The 16681-nt window shown below is 57.3% G+C and carries 17 protein-coding genes; 6 read left to right on the forward strand and 11 right to left on the reverse strand.

What is annotated here, in order from left to right:
- Positions 1 to 864: a pyridoxine/pyridoxal/pyridoxamine kinase gene (gene pdxK, locus AC22LX_RS08660; RefSeq protein ID WP_015703132.1), complete on the reverse strand. Its 864-nt coding sequence runs from the start codon at positions 862 to 864 to the stop codon at positions 1 to 3.
- 82 nt (positions 865 to 946) lie between these two features.
- On the opposite strand from pdxK, the gene ptsJ reads away from it, so the two are divergent.
- Together ptsJ and AC22LX_RS08670 are read left to right on the forward strand one after the other, a co-directional pair.
- Complete coding sequence (gene ptsJ / locus AC22LX_RS08665; protein ID WP_487333915.1) at positions 947 to 2242, forward strand: MocR-like B6 salvage transcription factor PtsJ; 1296 nt, start codon at positions 947 to 949, stop codon at positions 2240 to 2242.
- 14 nt (positions 2243 to 2256) lie between these two features.
- On the forward strand, positions 2257 to 2973 hold the full coding sequence (locus tag AC22LX_RS08670; RefSeq protein WP_045392604.1) for a type 1 glutamine amidotransferase: 717 nt from the start codon (positions 2257 to 2259) through the stop codon (positions 2971 to 2973).
- A 45-nt stretch (positions 2974 to 3018) separates the two neighbouring features.
- On the opposite strand, the gene cysM is transcribed toward AC22LX_RS08670, so the two are convergent.
- From cysM to AC22LX_RS08695, 5 genes are all read right to left on the reverse strand, one after another.
- On the reverse strand, positions 3019 to 3930 hold the full coding sequence (gene cysM / locus AC22LX_RS08675; RefSeq protein ID WP_045392607.1) for a cysteine synthase CysM: 912 nt from the start codon (positions 3928 to 3930) through the stop codon (positions 3019 to 3021).
- Positions 3931 to 4028: 98 nt separating this feature from the next.
- Positions 4029 to 5123: a sulfate/thiosulfate ABC transporter ATP-binding protein CysA gene (gene cysA, locus AC22LX_RS08680; RefSeq protein WP_045392610.1), complete on the reverse strand. Its 1095-nt coding sequence runs from the start codon at positions 5121 to 5123 to the stop codon at positions 4029 to 4031.
- The gene (gene cysW, locus AC22LX_RS08685) at positions 5113 to 5988 is read right to left on the reverse strand and encodes a sulfate/thiosulfate ABC transporter permease CysW (RefSeq protein WP_015365490.1); all 876 of its coding nucleotides are present in this window, start codon (positions 5986 to 5988) and stop codon (positions 5113 to 5115) included. Before cysW ends, cysA begins: the two co-directional genes overlap by 11 nt.
- Complete coding sequence (gene cysT / locus AC22LX_RS08690; RefSeq protein ID WP_015365489.1) at positions 5988 to 6821, reverse strand: sulfate/thiosulfate ABC transporter permease CysT; 834 nt, start codon at positions 6819 to 6821, stop codon at positions 5988 to 5990. The genes cysW and cysT overlap by 1 nt, the downstream gene beginning before the upstream one ends.
- Positions 6821 to 7837 carry a sulfate ABC transporter substrate-binding protein gene (locus AC22LX_RS08695; protein WP_045392613.1) on the reverse strand — a complete coding sequence of 339 codons (1017 nt, stop codon included), beginning with the start codon at positions 7835 to 7837 and terminating at the stop codon, positions 6821 to 6823. The genes cysT and AC22LX_RS08695 overlap by 1 nt, the downstream gene beginning before the upstream one ends.
- Positions 7838 to 8037: 200 nt before the next feature.
- Here AC22LX_RS08695 and AC22LX_RS08700 point away from each other — a divergent pair, with 200 nt between their 5' ends.
- Positions 8038 to 8400, forward strand: coding sequence for an endonuclease domain-containing protein (locus AC22LX_RS08700; RefSeq protein ID WP_072047982.1), 363 nt, complete (start codon positions 8038 to 8040; stop codon positions 8398 to 8400).
- Positions 8401 to 8604: 204 nt separating this feature from the next.
- On the opposite strand, the gene AC22LX_RS08705 is transcribed toward AC22LX_RS08700, so the two are convergent.
- The 4 genes from AC22LX_RS08705 to AC22LX_RS08720 form a co-directional block, all read right to left on the reverse strand.
- On the reverse strand, positions 8605 to 9504 hold the full coding sequence (locus AC22LX_RS08705) for a Dyp-type peroxidase (RefSeq protein ID WP_487333916.1): 900 nt from the start codon (positions 9502 to 9504) through the stop codon (positions 8605 to 8607).
- 94 nt (positions 9505 to 9598) lie between these two features.
- Positions 9599 to 10174, reverse strand: coding sequence for an RpoE-regulated lipoprotein (locus AC22LX_RS08710; protein WP_045392616.1), 576 nt, complete (start codon positions 10172 to 10174; stop codon positions 9599 to 9601).
- 60 nt (positions 10175 to 10234) lie between these two features.
- Positions 10235 to 10684 carry a DUF2919 domain-containing protein gene (locus tag AC22LX_RS08715; RefSeq protein ID WP_047050999.1) on the reverse strand — a complete coding sequence of 150 codons (450 nt, stop codon included), beginning with the start codon at positions 10682 to 10684 and terminating at the stop codon, positions 10235 to 10237.
- Complete coding sequence (locus tag AC22LX_RS08720) at positions 10671 to 11096, reverse strand: GNAT family acetyltransferase (RefSeq protein ID WP_045392622.1); 426 nt, start codon at positions 11094 to 11096, stop codon at positions 10671 to 10673. Before AC22LX_RS08720 ends, AC22LX_RS08715 begins: the two co-directional genes overlap by 14 nt.
- A gap of 211 nt (positions 11097 to 11307) precedes the next feature.
- Here AC22LX_RS08720 and amiA point away from each other — a divergent pair, with 211 nt between their 5' ends.
- The gene (gene amiA, locus AC22LX_RS08725) at positions 11308 to 12180 is read left to right on the forward strand and encodes an N-acetylmuramoyl-L-alanine amidase AmiA (protein ID WP_045392625.1); all 873 of its coding nucleotides are present in this window, start codon (positions 11308 to 11310) and stop codon (positions 12178 to 12180) included.
- Positions 12180 to 13079 (forward strand): oxygen-dependent coproporphyrinogen oxidase, encoded by a 900-nt coding sequence (gene hemF, locus AC22LX_RS08730; protein ID WP_047078069.1) that lies wholly within the window; start codon positions 12180 to 12182, stop codon positions 13077 to 13079. The genes amiA and hemF overlap by 1 nt, the downstream gene beginning before the upstream one ends.
- Positions 13080 to 13134: 55 nt before the next feature.
- Here the strand turns inward: hemF and maeB are convergent, their stop codons facing one another.
- On the reverse strand, positions 13135 to 15414 hold the full coding sequence (gene maeB, locus AC22LX_RS08735) for an NADP-dependent oxaloacetate-decarboxylating malate dehydrogenase (protein ID WP_015365481.1): 2280 nt from the start codon (positions 15412 to 15414) through the stop codon (positions 13135 to 13137).
- Between the two features lie 293 nt (positions 15415 to 15707).
- Between maeB and tal the strand changes: the two genes are divergently transcribed.
- Positions 15708 to 16676 carry a transaldolase gene (tal, locus tag AC22LX_RS08740; RefSeq protein WP_045392631.1) on the forward strand — a complete coding sequence of 323 codons (969 nt, stop codon included), beginning with the start codon at positions 15708 to 15710 and terminating at the stop codon, positions 16674 to 16676.
- The last annotated feature ends 5 nt before the right edge of the window (positions 16677 to 16681 follow it).

Below are 16681 nucleotides of genomic sequence, written 5' to 3' on the forward strand. Positions count from 1 at the left end.
TTATTGCGCTCCCGACGGCGGTAAAATGAGTTCATCGCAGCCCTGACTCTCGGTCCAGGTCATTACCGCCAGCACGCGCTGAGCGGCGGCGCGCGTAGCGTCGCCCAACGGCATGTCGCACACCAGGTTGCTGATGAGCTCGGCGCAGAACAGGTCGCCGGTGCCTTTGAGGTCGGTTTCGACGCGAGGATGGACGACCACTTCGACTGCATCGTCGGTGACCACCAGCACGTTAATAGTCGAAGCATCCAGCCCAGGCGCGCTGGTAATCACCACCCACTTTAGGGTATCGGAAAGCAGACTACGCGCGGCGATCACCGCTTCCTGCTGGTTGTGGCACGGCATGCCGCTGAGGGTTTCGAGCTCGAAAAGATTTGGCGTGATCCCCCGCGCCAGCGGCAACAGGTGGCGGCGATAAGCCTCGGGGATCTCCGCTTTTACGTAGATGCCGCTATCTACATCGCCAATCACCGGGTCAACCAGAATACAGAGGTCGGGATGGTGCACACGGATCCGCTGCAGCCACTGCGCCAGCAGCGCAATTTGCCCGGCGCTGCCCATATACCCGGTGGTTACCGCCCGCAGCTCGCGAAGCGCATCACGCTCCTCCAGCGCCCGCAGATAGCCGCTAAACCACTCTTCCGGGATCACCCCACCGTAGAAAGTATCGTAATGTGGAGTATTGCTGAATAACACCGTGGGCACCGCCATCACCCGCAATTCATGCTGCTTGATTGCCGGTACCGCGATACTGTTACCAACGCTGCCATAGACCACCTGCGATTGCACCGCCACGATATCAACCTCCAGCGCCCGGCTGTGGTCGTTAAAGAGCACGGACTGTATTTCGTCTTGCTGACTCATCCTTTCTCCCCCCGCTGGACAGCGGGTCATACTCTGATTATCATTCGTCCTATGCTAAAATTCATTTTGTCATAGGTCAATAATGTTCACCGGAAAAACCGCAAACGAGATTTTCGATAACATCCGTCATCTGGTGCAGAGCGGCGCGTTGCAACCCGGAGAGGCGCTGCCGCCGGTGCGCGAGCTGGCAGGCGAACTGGCAGTCAACCGCAATACGGTGGCGGCGGCCTACAAGCGGCTGGTGGCCTCAGGGCTCGCCGTCAGCCAGGGGCGCAACGGCACGGCCATTAAGGCGCTTAATACGCTTAATGCGGTCGAGGGCGGCGATCCGACGACATCGCTGATTGATATTTCCGGCGGCAATCCGGATCCGCGACGTCTGCCGGATATTGGCCGTTTTCTTCCCAAGCTGTCGCGGACCCCGCACTTATATGGCGATGCCGCCGTTGAGCCGCGTCTGGCTGACTGGGCGCGGGAGTGGGTCAGTCGCGATATTGGCCACGAATTTGACGTCAACTTGACCAGCGGCGCAATTGACGCCCTTGAACGCCTGCTCTGCGCACTGCTGCTCCCCGGCGACAGCGTCGCGGTAGAAGACCCCTGCTTTCTGAGCAGCATCAATATGCTGCGTTACGCCGGTTTCCAGCCCAACCCGGTCGCCGTCGACGGTGAAGGCATGAACCCAGAGCGGCTTGAAGAAACGCTGCGCAACGGCGCCCGCGCGGTAATACTGACTCCACGCGCCCACAACCCGACCGGCTGCAGTTTGACGCCGGAGCGCGCGGAAGCGATTCGCACCGTGCTCGCCCGCTATCCGCAGACGCTGGCGATCGTTGACGATCACTTCGCCCTGCTCTCAGCGACACGCTGGCACAATCCGCTACCTGAAGGCATTCAGCGTTGGGCGCTGGTGCGCTCAATGTCCAAAACCCTGGGCCCGGATTTGCGCCTGGCGATAGTCGCCAGCGATCCGACCACCTCAGCGGCGCTGCGCCTGCGCCTGAACGCCGGTAGCCAGTGGGTCAGCCATTTGCTGCAAGAGCTGGCGTTCGCCTGCCTGAATGATAGCGCTTTTGCCGCTTCTCTGACTGCGAGCCAGCGCCACTATCAGCAGCAAAATCAGCGGCTCGCCGCCGCGTTGGCCCGCCACGGCGTTGGCGATTTTCCGCCTGGCGATGGTCTTAATTTCTGGCTGCCGCTTTCAGCCGTCAGCCAGCCGCTGGCGCTGCGTCTGGCGCGTGCCGGTTGGCTGGTGCGTGAAGGTGAGGCCTTTGGCGTGAAAACACCGTCGCACGGCCTGCGCCTGTCGCTGGGCGCTTTAACCGAGGCGCAAATTGAACAACTTGCACACGATTTATCGCTGGTCTTACCTTGTTAAACACGGGAGTTGTAATGCGGATCCACTTTATCGTCCATGAAGTTTTTGAAGCGCCTGGCGCCTATCTGCGCTGGGTTAACGCCCGCGGCTATCAGGCCAGCTGGTCGCGGGTTTATGTCGGGGATCCGCTGCCGGCGAATGCCGAAGGTTTTGATATGCTGGTGGTACTTGGCGGCCCGCAGTCGCCACGCACCACGCTTGCCGAGTGCCCATGGTTTGATGCCCATGCTGAGAAAAACCTGATTGCCCAGGCGATTGCCGCCGGGCGTATCGTGGTCGGGATTTGCCTCGGGTCGCAGCTGATCGGCGAAGCGCTGGGGGCGCCGGTGATGCAAAGCCCGGAAAAAGAGATTGGCCACTATCCTATCATCCTGACCACCGCCGGACTGCAGGATGACAACATCGCCCATTTCGGACCATCGGTGGTAGTCGGCCACTGGCACAACGATATGCCGGGCCTGACGCCTGCGGCGGAAGTCCTGGCCTCCAGCGAAGGGTGCCCGCGGCAAATCGTCAAATATAGCGATCGGGTCTACGGTTTTCAGTGCCATATGGAGTTTGACGTGGAGGTCATCGAGTTATTAATTACGCACTCGCAACCTGAACTTACCGCCGCAAAAGGCAGGCGCTTTATTCGCAGCGAAGATGAAATGAGGCAATGGGATTATCGCGAGATGAATCAAAAGCTATGGGCGTTTCTGGATAAGCTGGTCGCGAAACACGCACTTTAGGTTAACCGCCCCCCATGCCAGGCATGGGGGGCCGTGATAGCGCGTTTAGATACCCGCCCCCTGGCTGAAGTGTTCTTCGCCGAACACGCCGGTTGAGAGATAGCGATCGCCGCGATCGCAGATGATCGCCACTACCACCGCGCCCGGATTGGCGCGAGCAATACGCAGCGCCCCGGCAACCGCGCCGCCGGAACTGACGCCACAGAAGATCCCTTCCTGTACGGCCAGCTGGCGCATCGTGTTTTCCGCATCCTGCTGGTGGATATCCAGCACCTCATCCACCAACGCGGCATTAAAAATACCCGGCATATATTCCTGCGGCCAGCGGCGGATCCCCGGAATGCTGCTGCCCTCTTCCGGCTGCAGCCCAATGATGCTTACCGGCTTCGCCTGTTCGCGCAGAAAACGCGATACGCCGGTAATGGTACCGGTGGTGCCCATGCTGGAAACAAAGTGGGTGATACGCCCGTCCGTCTGGCGCCAGATCTCCGGGCCGGTAGTGGTGTAATGGGCGTAAGGGTTATCCGGGTTGTTAAACTGATCCAATAGTTTACCCTCGCCACGCTCGGCCATCGCGGCGGCCAGATCGCGAGCGCCTTCCATCCCCTGCTCTTTGGTGACCAGGATGAGTTCAGCGCCGTAGGCGCGCATCGCGGCACGGCGCTCCTGGCTCATGTTGTCCGGCATCAGCAGTTTCATCTGATAGCCTTTTAACGCCGCTATCATCGCCAGCGCGATACCGGTATTACCGCTGGTCGCCTCGATAAGCACGTCGCCTGGTTTAATTTCGCCGCGCTTTTCCGCTTCGACAATCATCGACAGCGCAGCGCGATCTTTTACCGAGCCCGCCGGGTTATTGCCCTCAAGCTTAAGCCAGATTTCGCTGCCGTTGTCCGGCCCCAGACGTTGTAATTTCACCAGCGGCGTGTTGCCGATTGTTTGTTCTAATGTGTTCACTTCAGCTGTCCAATAAAAAGCCCGGCCGCGTCATGCGCTCCGGGCTGTCGGCCGGGTCAGCGCAGCGCCGCCCGGCAAAAGCACGTGGATTTAAGCTATCAGGCCGTCTCTGCCAGAGCAAGTTCGCCGCGCGGTTCGATGCGTTCGGTTCCATTATACAGGCGCGCATTCTGCAAGCCGACAAACAGGCGTTCGCCACGGGACGGGGCCTCATCGCCCGCCAGCACCACGCTCAGCGGTTCGTCATACCACCCCAGAGGCTGGACAACTAATTGGGTGTAGTGCCCCTTCGGACTGGCTTCCAGCACCTGCACCGGCAATGGCGAATCCAGGCTGGTACGGCGGCTGATATCTACTTCCCACGGTCGCAGGAACAGATCGACCGGCCCCTGGTATGCCGGGGTATAGCCTAAAGGCCAGCGGTGGGCGCCGACATGGAACTGGCCGCCGCGAATGGTGCCCTGCAGGCGGTTAACTTCGCCCATAAACTCGAGCACAAAACGGGTCGAAGGTTCCCGCCAGACGCGTTCAGGCGCATCGGCCTGTTCGATATTGCCCTGGCTCATTACCACCACCCGATCGGCGACTTCCATCGCCTCTTCCTGATCGTGGGTAACAAACACGCTGGTGAATTTTAATTCTTCGTGCAGCTGGCGCAGCCAGCGGCGCAATTCTTTACGCACCTGCGCATCCAGCGCGCCAAAGGGCTCATCCAGCAGCAGAATTTGCGGCTCGACCGCCAGCGCGCGCGCTAACGCTACGCGCTGCTTCTGGCCGCCGGAAAGCTGCGCCGGATAACGGTCGGCAAGATGGACCAGTTGCACCATCTCCAGCAGTTTGGTCACTTTGGCTTTAATCGCCGCCGCATTGGGACGCTCACGACGCGGCAGTACGGTCAGGCCAAAGGCGATGTTATCGAACACCGTCATATGACGGAACAGCGCATAGTGCTGGAAAACAAAGCCCACTTTACGATCGCGGGCGTGCATCCGGCTCACGTCGGTGCCGTGAAAACGGATATGGCCGCTGGATTGATGCTCCAGCCCGGCGATAATCCGCAATAAAGTGGTTTTACCGGAGCCGGACGGCCCCAGCAGCGCAACCATTTGCCCGGAAGGGATATCCAGCGAGATATCATTCAGCACCTGGGTGCGACCAAACGATTTCTTAATATTGGCAATCTCAATGCTCATGATTTCCCTCCTGTTGCGCGCGTTTTTCCTGATTGGCCAGACGCCATTGCAACATACTCTTTAAAAACAGGGTCAAAATAGCCATTAACGTCAGCAGGGCCGCGGCGGTAAACGAACCGACGGTGTTGTAGTCCTGCTGCAGTAATTCAATTTGCAGCGGCAGCGATAGCGTTTCGCCGCGGATCGAGCCGGAAACGACCGACACCGCGCCGAATTCGCCAATCGCGCGGGCGTTGGTCAACACCACGCCGTACAGCAGCGCCCAGCGAATATTGGGTAGCGTCACCCGGCGGAACATCTGCCAACCGGAAGCGCCGAGCAGGATCGCCGCTTCATCTTCATTGCTCCCCTGACTCATCATGACCGGCACCAGCTCGCGGACCACAAACGGACAGGTGACGAAGATAGTCGCCAGCACCATGCCCGGCCAGGCGAACATGATCTGCAGGTTGTGCTCATCAAGCCAGCCGCCGAGTGGGCCGTTGGAGCCGTAAAACAGTAAATAAACCAGACCTGCCACCACCGGCGAGACGGCAAACGGGATATCCAGCATCGTCAGCAGCAGCTGGCGGCCAGGGAAGGTAAAGCGCGTCACCAGCCAGGCCAGCAGCGTACCGAACACCAGATTCACCGGCACGGTAATCAACGCAATCATCACCGTCAGCCAGATGGCGTGCAGCATGTCCGGGTTGGCCAGATTTTCCAGCACCGGCATTAACCCTTTACTGAAAGCCTGGACAAAAATATAAATCATCGGCACCACGAGGATGAAGGCGGATACCAGCATCCCGACGCCGATCAGAAACCATTTGCCCCAGTTGATCCGGGGCGCGTCATAGCGCTTCAATTGAGTAACTTCCGCCATTAGTGACCTACCACGCGTCGACCAAAGCGACTCTGCAGAGTGTTGATGGAGAACAGCAGCAGCAGCGACGCCGCGAGGATCACCGAGGCAATCGCGCTCGCCGCCGGGTAATCAAACTCCTGCAAACGAATGAAAATCATCAGCGAAGTCACTTCCGTTTTCCACGCGATGTTGCCGGCGATAAAAATCACCGCGCCGAACTCGCCAAGGCTGCGGGTAAACGACAGCGCAATCCCCGCCAGCAGAGCCGGCGACAGCTCCGGCAGCACCACTTTGCGGAAACTCTGTAAGCGCGTCGCGCCGAGGGTTTCCGCCGCCTCTTCATATTCCGGCCCTAACTCTTCCAGCACTGGCTGCACGGTACGCACCACAAACGGGATGCTGGTAAAGGCCATCGCCACCGCGATGCCAAGCCAGGTATAAGTCACTTTGATATCAAACTTCGCCAGCCATTCGCCGTACAAGCCATTAACCGAGAACAGCGAGGCCAGCGTCAGGCCGGCCACCGCCGTCGGCAGCGCGAACGGCAGGTCCATCAGGGCATCCAGCAGGGTACGGCCCGGGAAACGATAGCGGGTAAGGATCCACGCCATCAGCAGGCCAAACACACCGTTAAAAATTGACGCCACAAAAGCAGACAGCAGCGTGACTTTATAGGCAGCGACCACCTGCGGGTTGGTAATCACCTCCCAGTACTGCGCCCAGCTCATCTGCGCCAGCTGCATTACCAGCGCGCTGAGCGGCAACAGTAAAATCAGGCACACAAACAGCAGGCTGGTGCCAAGGCTCAGGGTAAAGCCCGGCAGCACGCGCTTGGACGACACAGCCAACATTACTGACGCCCCGCTGCCAGCAGTTTGTCCAGCTCGCCGCCGCTGACGAAGTGGGTTTTCATCACTTCAGGCCAGCTGCCAAACTGGTCTTCCACGCGGAACAGTTCGGTCTGCGGGAATTTATCTTTCAGCGACGCCATGACTTTCGGGTCATTCACGCGATAGTAGTAATCGGTGATGATGGTCTGCGCCTGCGGACTATAGAGATAGTTCAGGTAGGCTTTCGCCGCTTTTTCAGTACCGTTGGCCTTAACGTTTTTGTCTACCCACGCTACCGGGAACTCGGCAAGGATATTGACCTTCGGCACCACTACTTCGAAACCCTGCGCTTCATACTGTTTACGGATGTTGTTAACTTCCGATTCAAAAGTAATCAGCACATCGCCCAGCCCGCGCTCGACGAAGGTGGTGGTCGCGCCGCGACCGCCGGTATCGAAGACCTCGACGTTCTTCAGGAACTGGGTCATAAACTGTTCGGTTTTGGCTTTATCGCCGCCATCGGCTTTATCCGCCGCCCCCCAGGCCGCAAGATAGGTATAGCGCGCGTTGCCTGAAGTTTTAGGATTCGGGAAAATCAGCTTCACGTCGGAACGCACCAGATCGTTCCAGCCGTGAATATTTTTGGGGTTGCCCTTACGCACCAGGAAAGCCATGGTCGAATAGAACGGCGAGCTGTTATTCGGCAGACGGCTCTGCCAGTCTGCCGGGATCAGGTTGCCTTTATCATGCAGAATCTGGACGTCCGTCACCTGGTTATAGGTCACGACGTCAGCCTTCAGGCCTTGCAGAATCGCCAACGCCTGCTTGGAGGAGCCCGCATGGGACTGCTTGATGGTCAGCTTATCGCCGCCGTTTTCTTTTGCCCACTGCTGCTCAAAAGGCGGATTAAGGGCGGCGAACAGCTCGCGGGAAACATCATAGGAACTGTTCAGCAGTTCAGTCGCCTGCGCCTGCGCCACCAGCAGCATGGAAGCCGCCAGCGCCAGATATCCTTTTTTCAGTGATTTAACGGCCATTGCGCACCCTTATCAAAAATGATCATTTACTGATGATCATCATATTTATAACGAGTACGAAAGGAGTAACGGTTTTATATACCGTTTGGCGATTTAGAAGTAGAAAAGAGAATAAGCAACTGGCAAAGCTTTGCTGAAAGCGGCTCGCAGATTCGACGTGTCATTGTGACAAACGGCTGCCAGGGGTGCACTGTGTTTATATGAAAAACACACAGATATTTGCACGTCAGCTCAGACGTAGCTTAACGCCAACAGAACGTCGACTATGGTACTTACTGCGCAACCGCCGTTTTGCTTGCTATAAGTTTCGCCGCCAACATCCCGTTGGTCCCTACATTCTCGATTTTGCCTGCTGCGCAACACGGCTGGCGATTGAACTGGACGGCGGTCAGCACGATGAGAGGCGCGTCTACGATGTTCGCCGCACCCGCTGGCTACAGAGCCAGGGATGGCGGGTTTTACGCTTCTGGAATAATGAGTTTGAAGAGTATGAAGATGCGGTGATGGAGAGAATACTTGAAGCGCTTGACTCGCCGATGCCCTCACCCCGCCCCTCTCCCTGAGGGAGAGGGAGAAAGAGAGTCCGCACGCGGAATCCATAGCCGCACCGTACCGTCCTTTCTCCCTCAGGAGAGGGAGAAAGGGAGTTCGCACGCGGAATCCATAACCGCACCGTACGTCCCCTCTCCCTGAGGGAGAGGGAGAAAGAGAGTCCACCGTGCCGTCTCCTCTCCCCCTTGGGGAGAGGGTTAGGGTGAGGGGAAAAATTACAGCGCCTGAATACGCTCCAGCGACGGCGCGAAGTAATAACCGCCGGTCACCGGTTTAGTGAAGCGCAGCATGGCATCACGCTTACCGTCGGTATCGCCGAACATGCTCAGCAGCTGCTGTTCAATGTTGTACAGGCGCGCGCAGTAGGCGCAGAAGTACAGGCCGTTAGTGCCGCTGGCGGTACCGTACGGCAGGCTCTGGCGGACGATTTTCAGCCCTTTGCCATCTTCTTTTAAGTCCACGCGGCTCAGGTGTGAAGTGACCGGGCGCTCGTCGCCGTCGATCTCTTCATTGGCTTCTTTGGTACGGCCAATCATCATCTCCTGATCCGGCACGCTCATGCGGTTCAGTTGCTTAAGATTGTGCTCCCAGCATTGCACAAATACGTAGCTGCCGCCCGCGTCAACGCCGTCTTTAATCACCGCGACTTCACGGCGAGTTTCTTCGCCTGCCGGGTTTTCGGTGCCGTCAACGAAGCCACTCAGATCGCGTTCTTCCACCCAGCGGAAACCGTGAATTTCTTCTTTCACTTCGATGGCGTCGCCGAACGCGGCCATCGCCGCCTGGGCGACGGAAAAGTTCACTTCATGGCGGGCGGATAAAATATGAATTAACACGTCATACTGCGTGGATGGCGCCAGCCCTTTGCCGTAAACCGGAAAATCTTTTAACTCTTCCGCGCCTTCACCACCGCTCAGCTGACGCCAGACGGTATTGCCGAAAGCCACCACCGCGCCGAGTTTGGCATCGGGGAATTTAGCCTGGAAGGTGGCTACTTTATCGACAAAAATTTTGCTCGCTTCGCGCAGGGCGTTAACATCCCCTTTGACATTGGCTTCAATCCAAATCGCCGCGCGGCAATGTTCCGGCAAAATGCCGCTCTGAACCTGAGACATCGCTCCTCCTGAAATGATGCAACCACAACGCTATGACGTTGCTAACGCGCCATTGTAACCGTTTTTATCCGCCCACGTGTCTCTTCAGATCAAATTAGCGACGCCAGATAATTTTGCTGACTTTCCAGTTTTTCAGGGTATCGTCGGACGGCATCAGCTCGTCCGGACCGCTCCAGTGGCCGGTAAAGGCGTAGCTGATGTGCTGGCTGCCAGGCGCTTTACATTCCACCACCGCGCCGTTATCGGGAGCGCCTTTCTCGCAGTTGCCGAACGCTTTGCTGTACAGCTCGCTAAACGGGGTACCGATTTTCACGCCGCTGGCGGCAGGAATCGCGCTATCGCGTACGTCAATGCGGCTCACCGTACCGCCATCGCCGTTGATGGTCAGCGCCAGCTTGTCATCCTTCAGCGCTTCAAAATAGTGAACGATTTTGCCATCCGTGGTTTTCATTCCGCTGCGCAGACGGTAGCTGCCGCCGAGGGCATCGCTAATCGCCTGCTCACTCAGCGGCGTCGATGCTGTCAGTTTACCCACGCCCTGCTCGGTGACCTCGTTGGAGGAACCAAACCAGTTCCACGGATAGGCAGCCGACCAGTTCACCGCGCTCATCGTTGAGCAGCCGGTTAGCGCCAGCGGAAGCGCGCAGAGCATTAGACGTAGCGATTTCATATCTCAATCCTTCTGATTAATTCAACGCATGTTGGAGTACGCGATCGGCAAAAAGTGCCATTAAAGCGCTTCGAGGCGAAAACAGGCGTGCAACCTGCGGCTGGTTATCAGCCACCATAGCGCATAAATATCGGCCGCTAGCAGGGCGATGGTCAGCGCGGAAGGCGCCTCGCCGGTGAACCACAGCCACGGCTGCCAGGCCAGCAACAGCGCCTGCGAGGCAATCAGCAGCCAGCGCATCAGCGGCCAGAGACGCGGGAAACGCTGACGCTGACCGCTAAGCAGAAATGCCGCGACCGCCGGTACGCCGGGCAGTAACCCCAGCCAGAAGTTATCGTGATCGGGATAGAACAGGCTCAGCAGCGCGTCGCCCTGCTGGCGGGAGGCGCCGGCCATGACGAACAGTACCCAGGTGCGCGCCTGCAGCAACAGCACGCCCCAAAACAACAGCGGCAACCGCAAACGGCCCTGGGCATCGTAATCGGCAGGAATAAATTCAGTATTCTTCATCTTCGATCAGGCGTTTACCCAGGGTGAGTACATCCGAGTGCTCGTAACCGAGACGCTCATACATCCCCTGCACCACTTCGTTATCGTCACGCACCATAATTGAAATTTTCGGGCAGCCGCGGGCGATCAGCTTCTTTTCCAGCCGATTGAGCAGCGCATTAGCGATACCGCGGCCGCGGTATTCCGGATGTACGCCAAGATAGTAAGCGGAACCGCGGTGACCGTCGTAACCGCCCATTACCGTCCCTACCACTTCACCGTTCACTTCAGCGACCAGAAACAAGCTCACGTCGTGGTTGAGCTTACGCTCGATATCCATTTCCGGATCGTTCCATGGGCGCAGAAGATCGCAGCGCTCCCAAAGGGTGATCACTTCTTCGAAATCCTGCTGGCGAAAAACGCGAATCTCCATGGTATTCCCCACCATTTACGGTTAAAAACAGTGATTATGGCGCGAATATGACTGATAGCCAATATCAGGCGAAATCATCGGCAAAAAATGGCATAATATATCTTTGTCATGTATTGAAATGAAAAGTAAAACAATTCTTATTTTGAGTGGTCGTAACGGGAAACGCGATACGATATAACATTGGACATCACTTGTTTACAATTCAGGCCGAATGAGCACTTTTAAACCATTAAAAATACTTGCTTCGCGCCGTCAGGTGCTGAAAGCAGGACTGGCTGCGATGACGCTAACCGGCGTCGCTTCCCAGGCCAATGCCAAAGAACAGCCGCTAAAAACTTCCAATGGACACAGCAAACCCGTCGCAAAGAAAGCAGGCAGCAAGCGCCTGGTGATGCTTGACCCCGGTCATGGCGGCATCGATACGGGGGCAATTGGCCACAACGGTTCGAAAGAAAAACACGTCGTGCTGGCCATTGCCAAAAATGTGCGCAGTATTTTACGCAGCAACGGCATCGATGCCCGCCTGACGCGTAGCGGCGATACCTTTATTCCGCTATACGATCGCGTTGAAATCGCCCACCAGCACGGCGCCGATCTGTTTATGTCGATTCACGCCGACGGCTTTACCAACCCGAGTGCGGCCGGCGCCTCCGTCTTTGCGCTCTCCAACCGCGGCGCCAGTAGCGCCATGGCGAAATATCTCTCCGAGCGCGAAAACCGCGCCGATGAGGTCGCCGGTAAAAAAGCGACGGATAAGGACCATCTGCTACAGCAGGTATTGTTCGATCTGGTGCAAACCGACACCATTAAGAACAGCCTGACGCTCGGCTCGCATATTCTGAAAAAGATTAAGCCGGTGCATAAGCTGCACAGCCGCAATACAGAACAGGCGGCCTTTGTGGTGCTGAAGTCACCTTCCATTCCCTCGGTGCTGGTCGAAACATCGTTCATTACCAACCCAAATGAAGAAAAGCTACTCGGCACAACCGCTTTCCGCCAGAAGATCGCCAACGCTATTGCTTCCGGTATTATTAGTTATTTCCACTGGTTCGATAACCAGAAAGCGCATTCGAAGAGACGTTAATGAAACCCGATGTACAGCAGGTCAAAGCCTTCCTTCTTCAGCTGCAGGATGCCATTTGCGCCAACCTCTCCGCCGTTGACGGCAAGGATTTTGTCGAAGATAGCTGGCAGCGCGAAGGCGGCGGCGGCGGACGCAGCCGGGTTTTACGCGACGGCGGCGTCTTTGAGCAGGCCGGGGTTAACTTCTCTCACGTCCACGGCGATGCGATGCCTGCATCGGCAACCGCCCACCGCCCGGAGCTCGCCGGGCGCAGCTTTGAAGCGATGGGCGTTTCGCTGGTGGTGCATCCGCGCAACCCCTATGTGCCGACCAGCCACGCCAACGTCCGCTTTTTCATTGCCGAGAAGCCCGGCGCCGACCCGGTGTGGTGGTTCGGCGGCGGGTTTGATTTAACGCCTTATTACGGATTTGAAGAAGACGCCATCCACTGGCATCGTACCGCCCGCGATTTGTGCCTGCCGTTCGGCGACGAGGTCTATCCGCGCTATAAAAAGTGGTGCGATGACTACTTCTACCTCAAGCACCGTAACGAACAGCGCGGCATTGGCGGCCTCTTCTTCGATGATTTAAATACCCCGGACTTTGACCACTGCTTCGCCTTTATGCAGGCGGTGGGCAACGGCTTTACTGACGCCTATCTGCCAATCGTTGAGCGCCGAAAAACCACGCCTTATGGCGAACGCGAGCGCGATTTCCAGCTTTATCGCCGCGGGCGCTATGTGGAATTCAATCTGGTGTGGGATCGCGGCACGCTGTTCGGCCTGCAGACCGGCGGGCGTACGGAGTCTATTCTGATGTCGATGCCGCCGCTGGTGCGCTGGGAATACAACTTCCACCCGCAGGAAGGCAGCCCGGAAGCCGCGCTGAGCGAGTTCATCAAAGTGAAAGAGTGGATCTGAATTTAGCCACCTGAGACAAAAAAGCCCCGGAATACCGGGGCTTAATTTTTTGCGTTTACAGCGGCTGGGTCTGCGCTTCCACGACCGCCAGCGCCACCATGTTGACGATACGGCGCACGGAGGCGATAGGCGTCAGAATATGCACCGGCTTAGCGATACCCATTAGTACCGGCCCGACGGTGACCCCTTCCGAACTGGAGACGCGCAGCAGGTTGTAGCTGATACGCGCGGCTTCCATATTCGGCATCACCAGAATATTGGCCGCCCCTTTCAGCGGGCTATCCGGCATACGGTCATTACGGATGCTTTCGACCAGCGCGGCATCGCCGTGCATTTCACCGTCAATCATCAGATCCGGCGCGCTCGCCTTCACCAGCTCCAGCGTTTTACGCATTTTGCTGGCCGACGGGCAATCGGCGGAACCGAAGTTGGAGTGCGACAGCAGCGCCACGCGCGGTTCGATACCAAAACGACGCACGCTTTCCGCCGCCATCAGGGTGATCTCCGCCAGCTCTTCCGGCGATGGATCGTGATTGACGTAGGTGTCGGCGATAAAGGTGTTACCGCTTGGCAGCAGCAGCGCGTTCATCGCCCCGGCGGTGCTGACGCCGTCGCGGAAGCCAAACAGCGGCTGTACCACGCGATAGTGCTCATGATAATCGCCGATGGTTCCGCAGATCATCGCATCCGCCTCACCGCGATGAACCATGATCGCGCCAATGACCGAGGTGTTGCTAATTACTGCCCGTTGCGCCTGCTCCTGGGTAATGCCGCGACGCTTCATCAGCTGATAGTACTCGCTCCAGTACTCTTTAAAGCGCGGATCGGATTCATTATTGACGATTTCAAAGTCCACGCCCGGTTTGATCTGCAGACCCAGTTTCTGGATGCGCATTTCAATCACGCTCGGACGACCGATGAGGATTGGCTTCGCCAGCCCCAGCGATACCAGCTCCTGCGTGGCGTGCAGCACGCGGGTCTCCTCACCTTCCGCCAGCACCACGCGCTTCGGCTCTTTGCGCGCCTGGGAGAAGATCGGCTTCATAAACAGGTTGGTTTTATAAACGAACTCGCTCAGCTTCTCGATGTAGGCATCGAAGTCGGCAATCGGCCGCGTCGCCACGCCGGATTCCATCGCCGCTTTGGCAACCGCTGGCGCGATCTTGACGATCAGGCGCGGATCGAACGGTTTCGGAATAATGTACTCTGGGCCAAAGCTGAGATCCTGGTCGCCATAGGCGGAAGCCACGACTTCGCTCTGTTCGGCATGCGCCAGCTCGGCGATAGCGTGAACCGCCGCCAGCTTCATCTCTTCGTTAATCGCCGTCGCGCCAACATCCAGCGCGCCGCGGAAAATGAACGGGAAGCACAGCACGTTGTTGACCTGGTTTGGATAGTCGGAACGGCCGGTACAAATAATCACATCGTCGCGCACTTCCTTCGCCAGCGGCGGCAGGATTTCCGGCTCCGGGTTCGCCAGCGCGAGGATCAGCGGCGAGCGCGCCATTTTCTTGACCATCTCCGGAGTCAGAACTTTCGGCCCGGAGCAGCCGAGGAAAATGTCCGCGCCATCGATGACATCGTCGAGGGTACGTTTCCCGTCGTCTTCCACCGCGTAGGCCGCTTTGGTTTCCGCCATGTTGGCTTCGCGATCTTTATAGATTACGCCTTTCGAGTCGCAGACCACGATATTGTGTTTCTGCATTCCCAGCGCCACCAGCAGGTTCATACAGGCGATTGCCGCCGCTCCCGCGCCGGAGACCACCATCCGCACATCGGAGAGATTCTTCTCAACCACCCGCAGACCGTTGAGAATTGCCGCGGTGCTGATAATCGCCGTGCCGTGCTGATCGTCGTGGAACACCGGAATATTCATGCGTTCACGCAGTTTCTGCTCAATATAGAAACATTCCGGCGCTTTAATATCTTCGAGGTTGATGCCGCCAAACGTCGGCTCCAGGGCGGCGACGACATTAATGAATTTGTCAGGATCCAACTCATCGACTTCAATATCAAACACATCGATGCCGGCGAATTTCTTAAACAGAACGCCCTTTCCTTCCATTACCGGTTTTCCGGCCAGCGCGCCGATATTGCCTAAACCGAGGACGGCGGTACCGTTGGAGACCACCGCTACGAGGTTGCCGCGAGCGGTGTATTTGTAAGCGGCCAAAGGATCCTTCTCAATTTCCAGGCACGGCGCGGCAACGCCCGGCGAATATGCCAGCGCCAGATCGCGTTGGGTCGCCAGGGGTTTGGTCGGCGACACCTGAATTTTCCCGGGCACCGGGAACTCGTGGAAATCGAGGGCGCTTTGTTTCAACTGCTCATCCATTTTATGGTTCCTTTCACGTATCGAATCGTAGGGGGTGAAGCGTGATGGCGAGCCGTCGGCCCGCCTTAAGGCGATGCTTAGTATCGCGCCTGACGGCGGTTTAAACTTTGAAGGCCGCCATACTCTTGCCATCACAAAGGTCTGGTTGTTATCAATTTATAATATTTATGTAACCTAGTTTCACGGTCAATGATAGCCCCGTCTGCTATGCTTTTTAGTTATGTACCTCATCACCATCTCTACCGCATAACGACAAGAACTCATGCAACTTATTGTTCCAGGAGTACTTTTTAATGAATCAGCTAGACAGTATCAAACAATTCACCACCGTGGTCGCCGACAGCGGCGACATTGAATCTATCCGCCACTATCAGCCGGAAGATGCCACCACCAACCCTTCGCTGCTATTAAAGGCTGCCGGATTGGATAACTACGCCGGGCTTATCGATGATGCCCTCGCCTGGGCCGCGAAACAGGGCGGCAACCGCGAGGCGCAGGTCGCTAATGCCTGCGATAAGCTGGCGGTCAATTTCGGCGCGGAAATACTCAAAAGCATTCCAGGGCGCGTCTCTACCGAAGTCGATGCCCGCCTCTCCTTCAATCGTGAAAAAAGTATTGAGAAAGCGCGCCACCTGGTCGCTCTCTATCAGGAAATGGGGATCGATAAGTCGCGGATCCTGATCAAACTGGCCTCCACCTGGGAGGGGATCCGCGCCGCGGAGGTGCTGGAAAAAGAAGGGATCCACTGCAACCTGACGCTGTTGTTCTCATTCGCCCAGGCTCGCGCCTGCGCCGAAGCCGGCGTGTTTCTGATTTCGCCCTTCGTCGGGCGTATTTACGACTGGTATCAGGCGCGTCAGCCGTTAGAGCCTTACGTGGTTGATGAAGACCCGGGGGTGAAATCGGTGCGCAATATCTACGACTATTTCAAACTCCATAAGTACAACACCATCGTGATGGGCGCCAGCTTCCGCCGTACCGAACAAATCCTCGCGCTGGTCGGCTGCGACCGCCTCACCATCTCCCCGGCCTTGTTACAAGAGCTGCAGGCCAGCGACGCGCCGGTAATACGTAAACTCATCCCCGCTCATCAGATACTTCCGCGCCCGGTTCCGCTAAGCGAAGCGGAATTCCGCTGGGAGCATAACCAGGATCCGATGGCGGTAGAAAAGCTGGCGGAAGGTATTCGCCAGTTCGCCGTCGATCAGCGCAAACTGGAAGATCTGCTAGCAGCCAAACTGTCATCCTTTGTCACGGAGTAAACGAC

Source organism: Klebsiella sp. PK01, assembly GCF_057624675.1.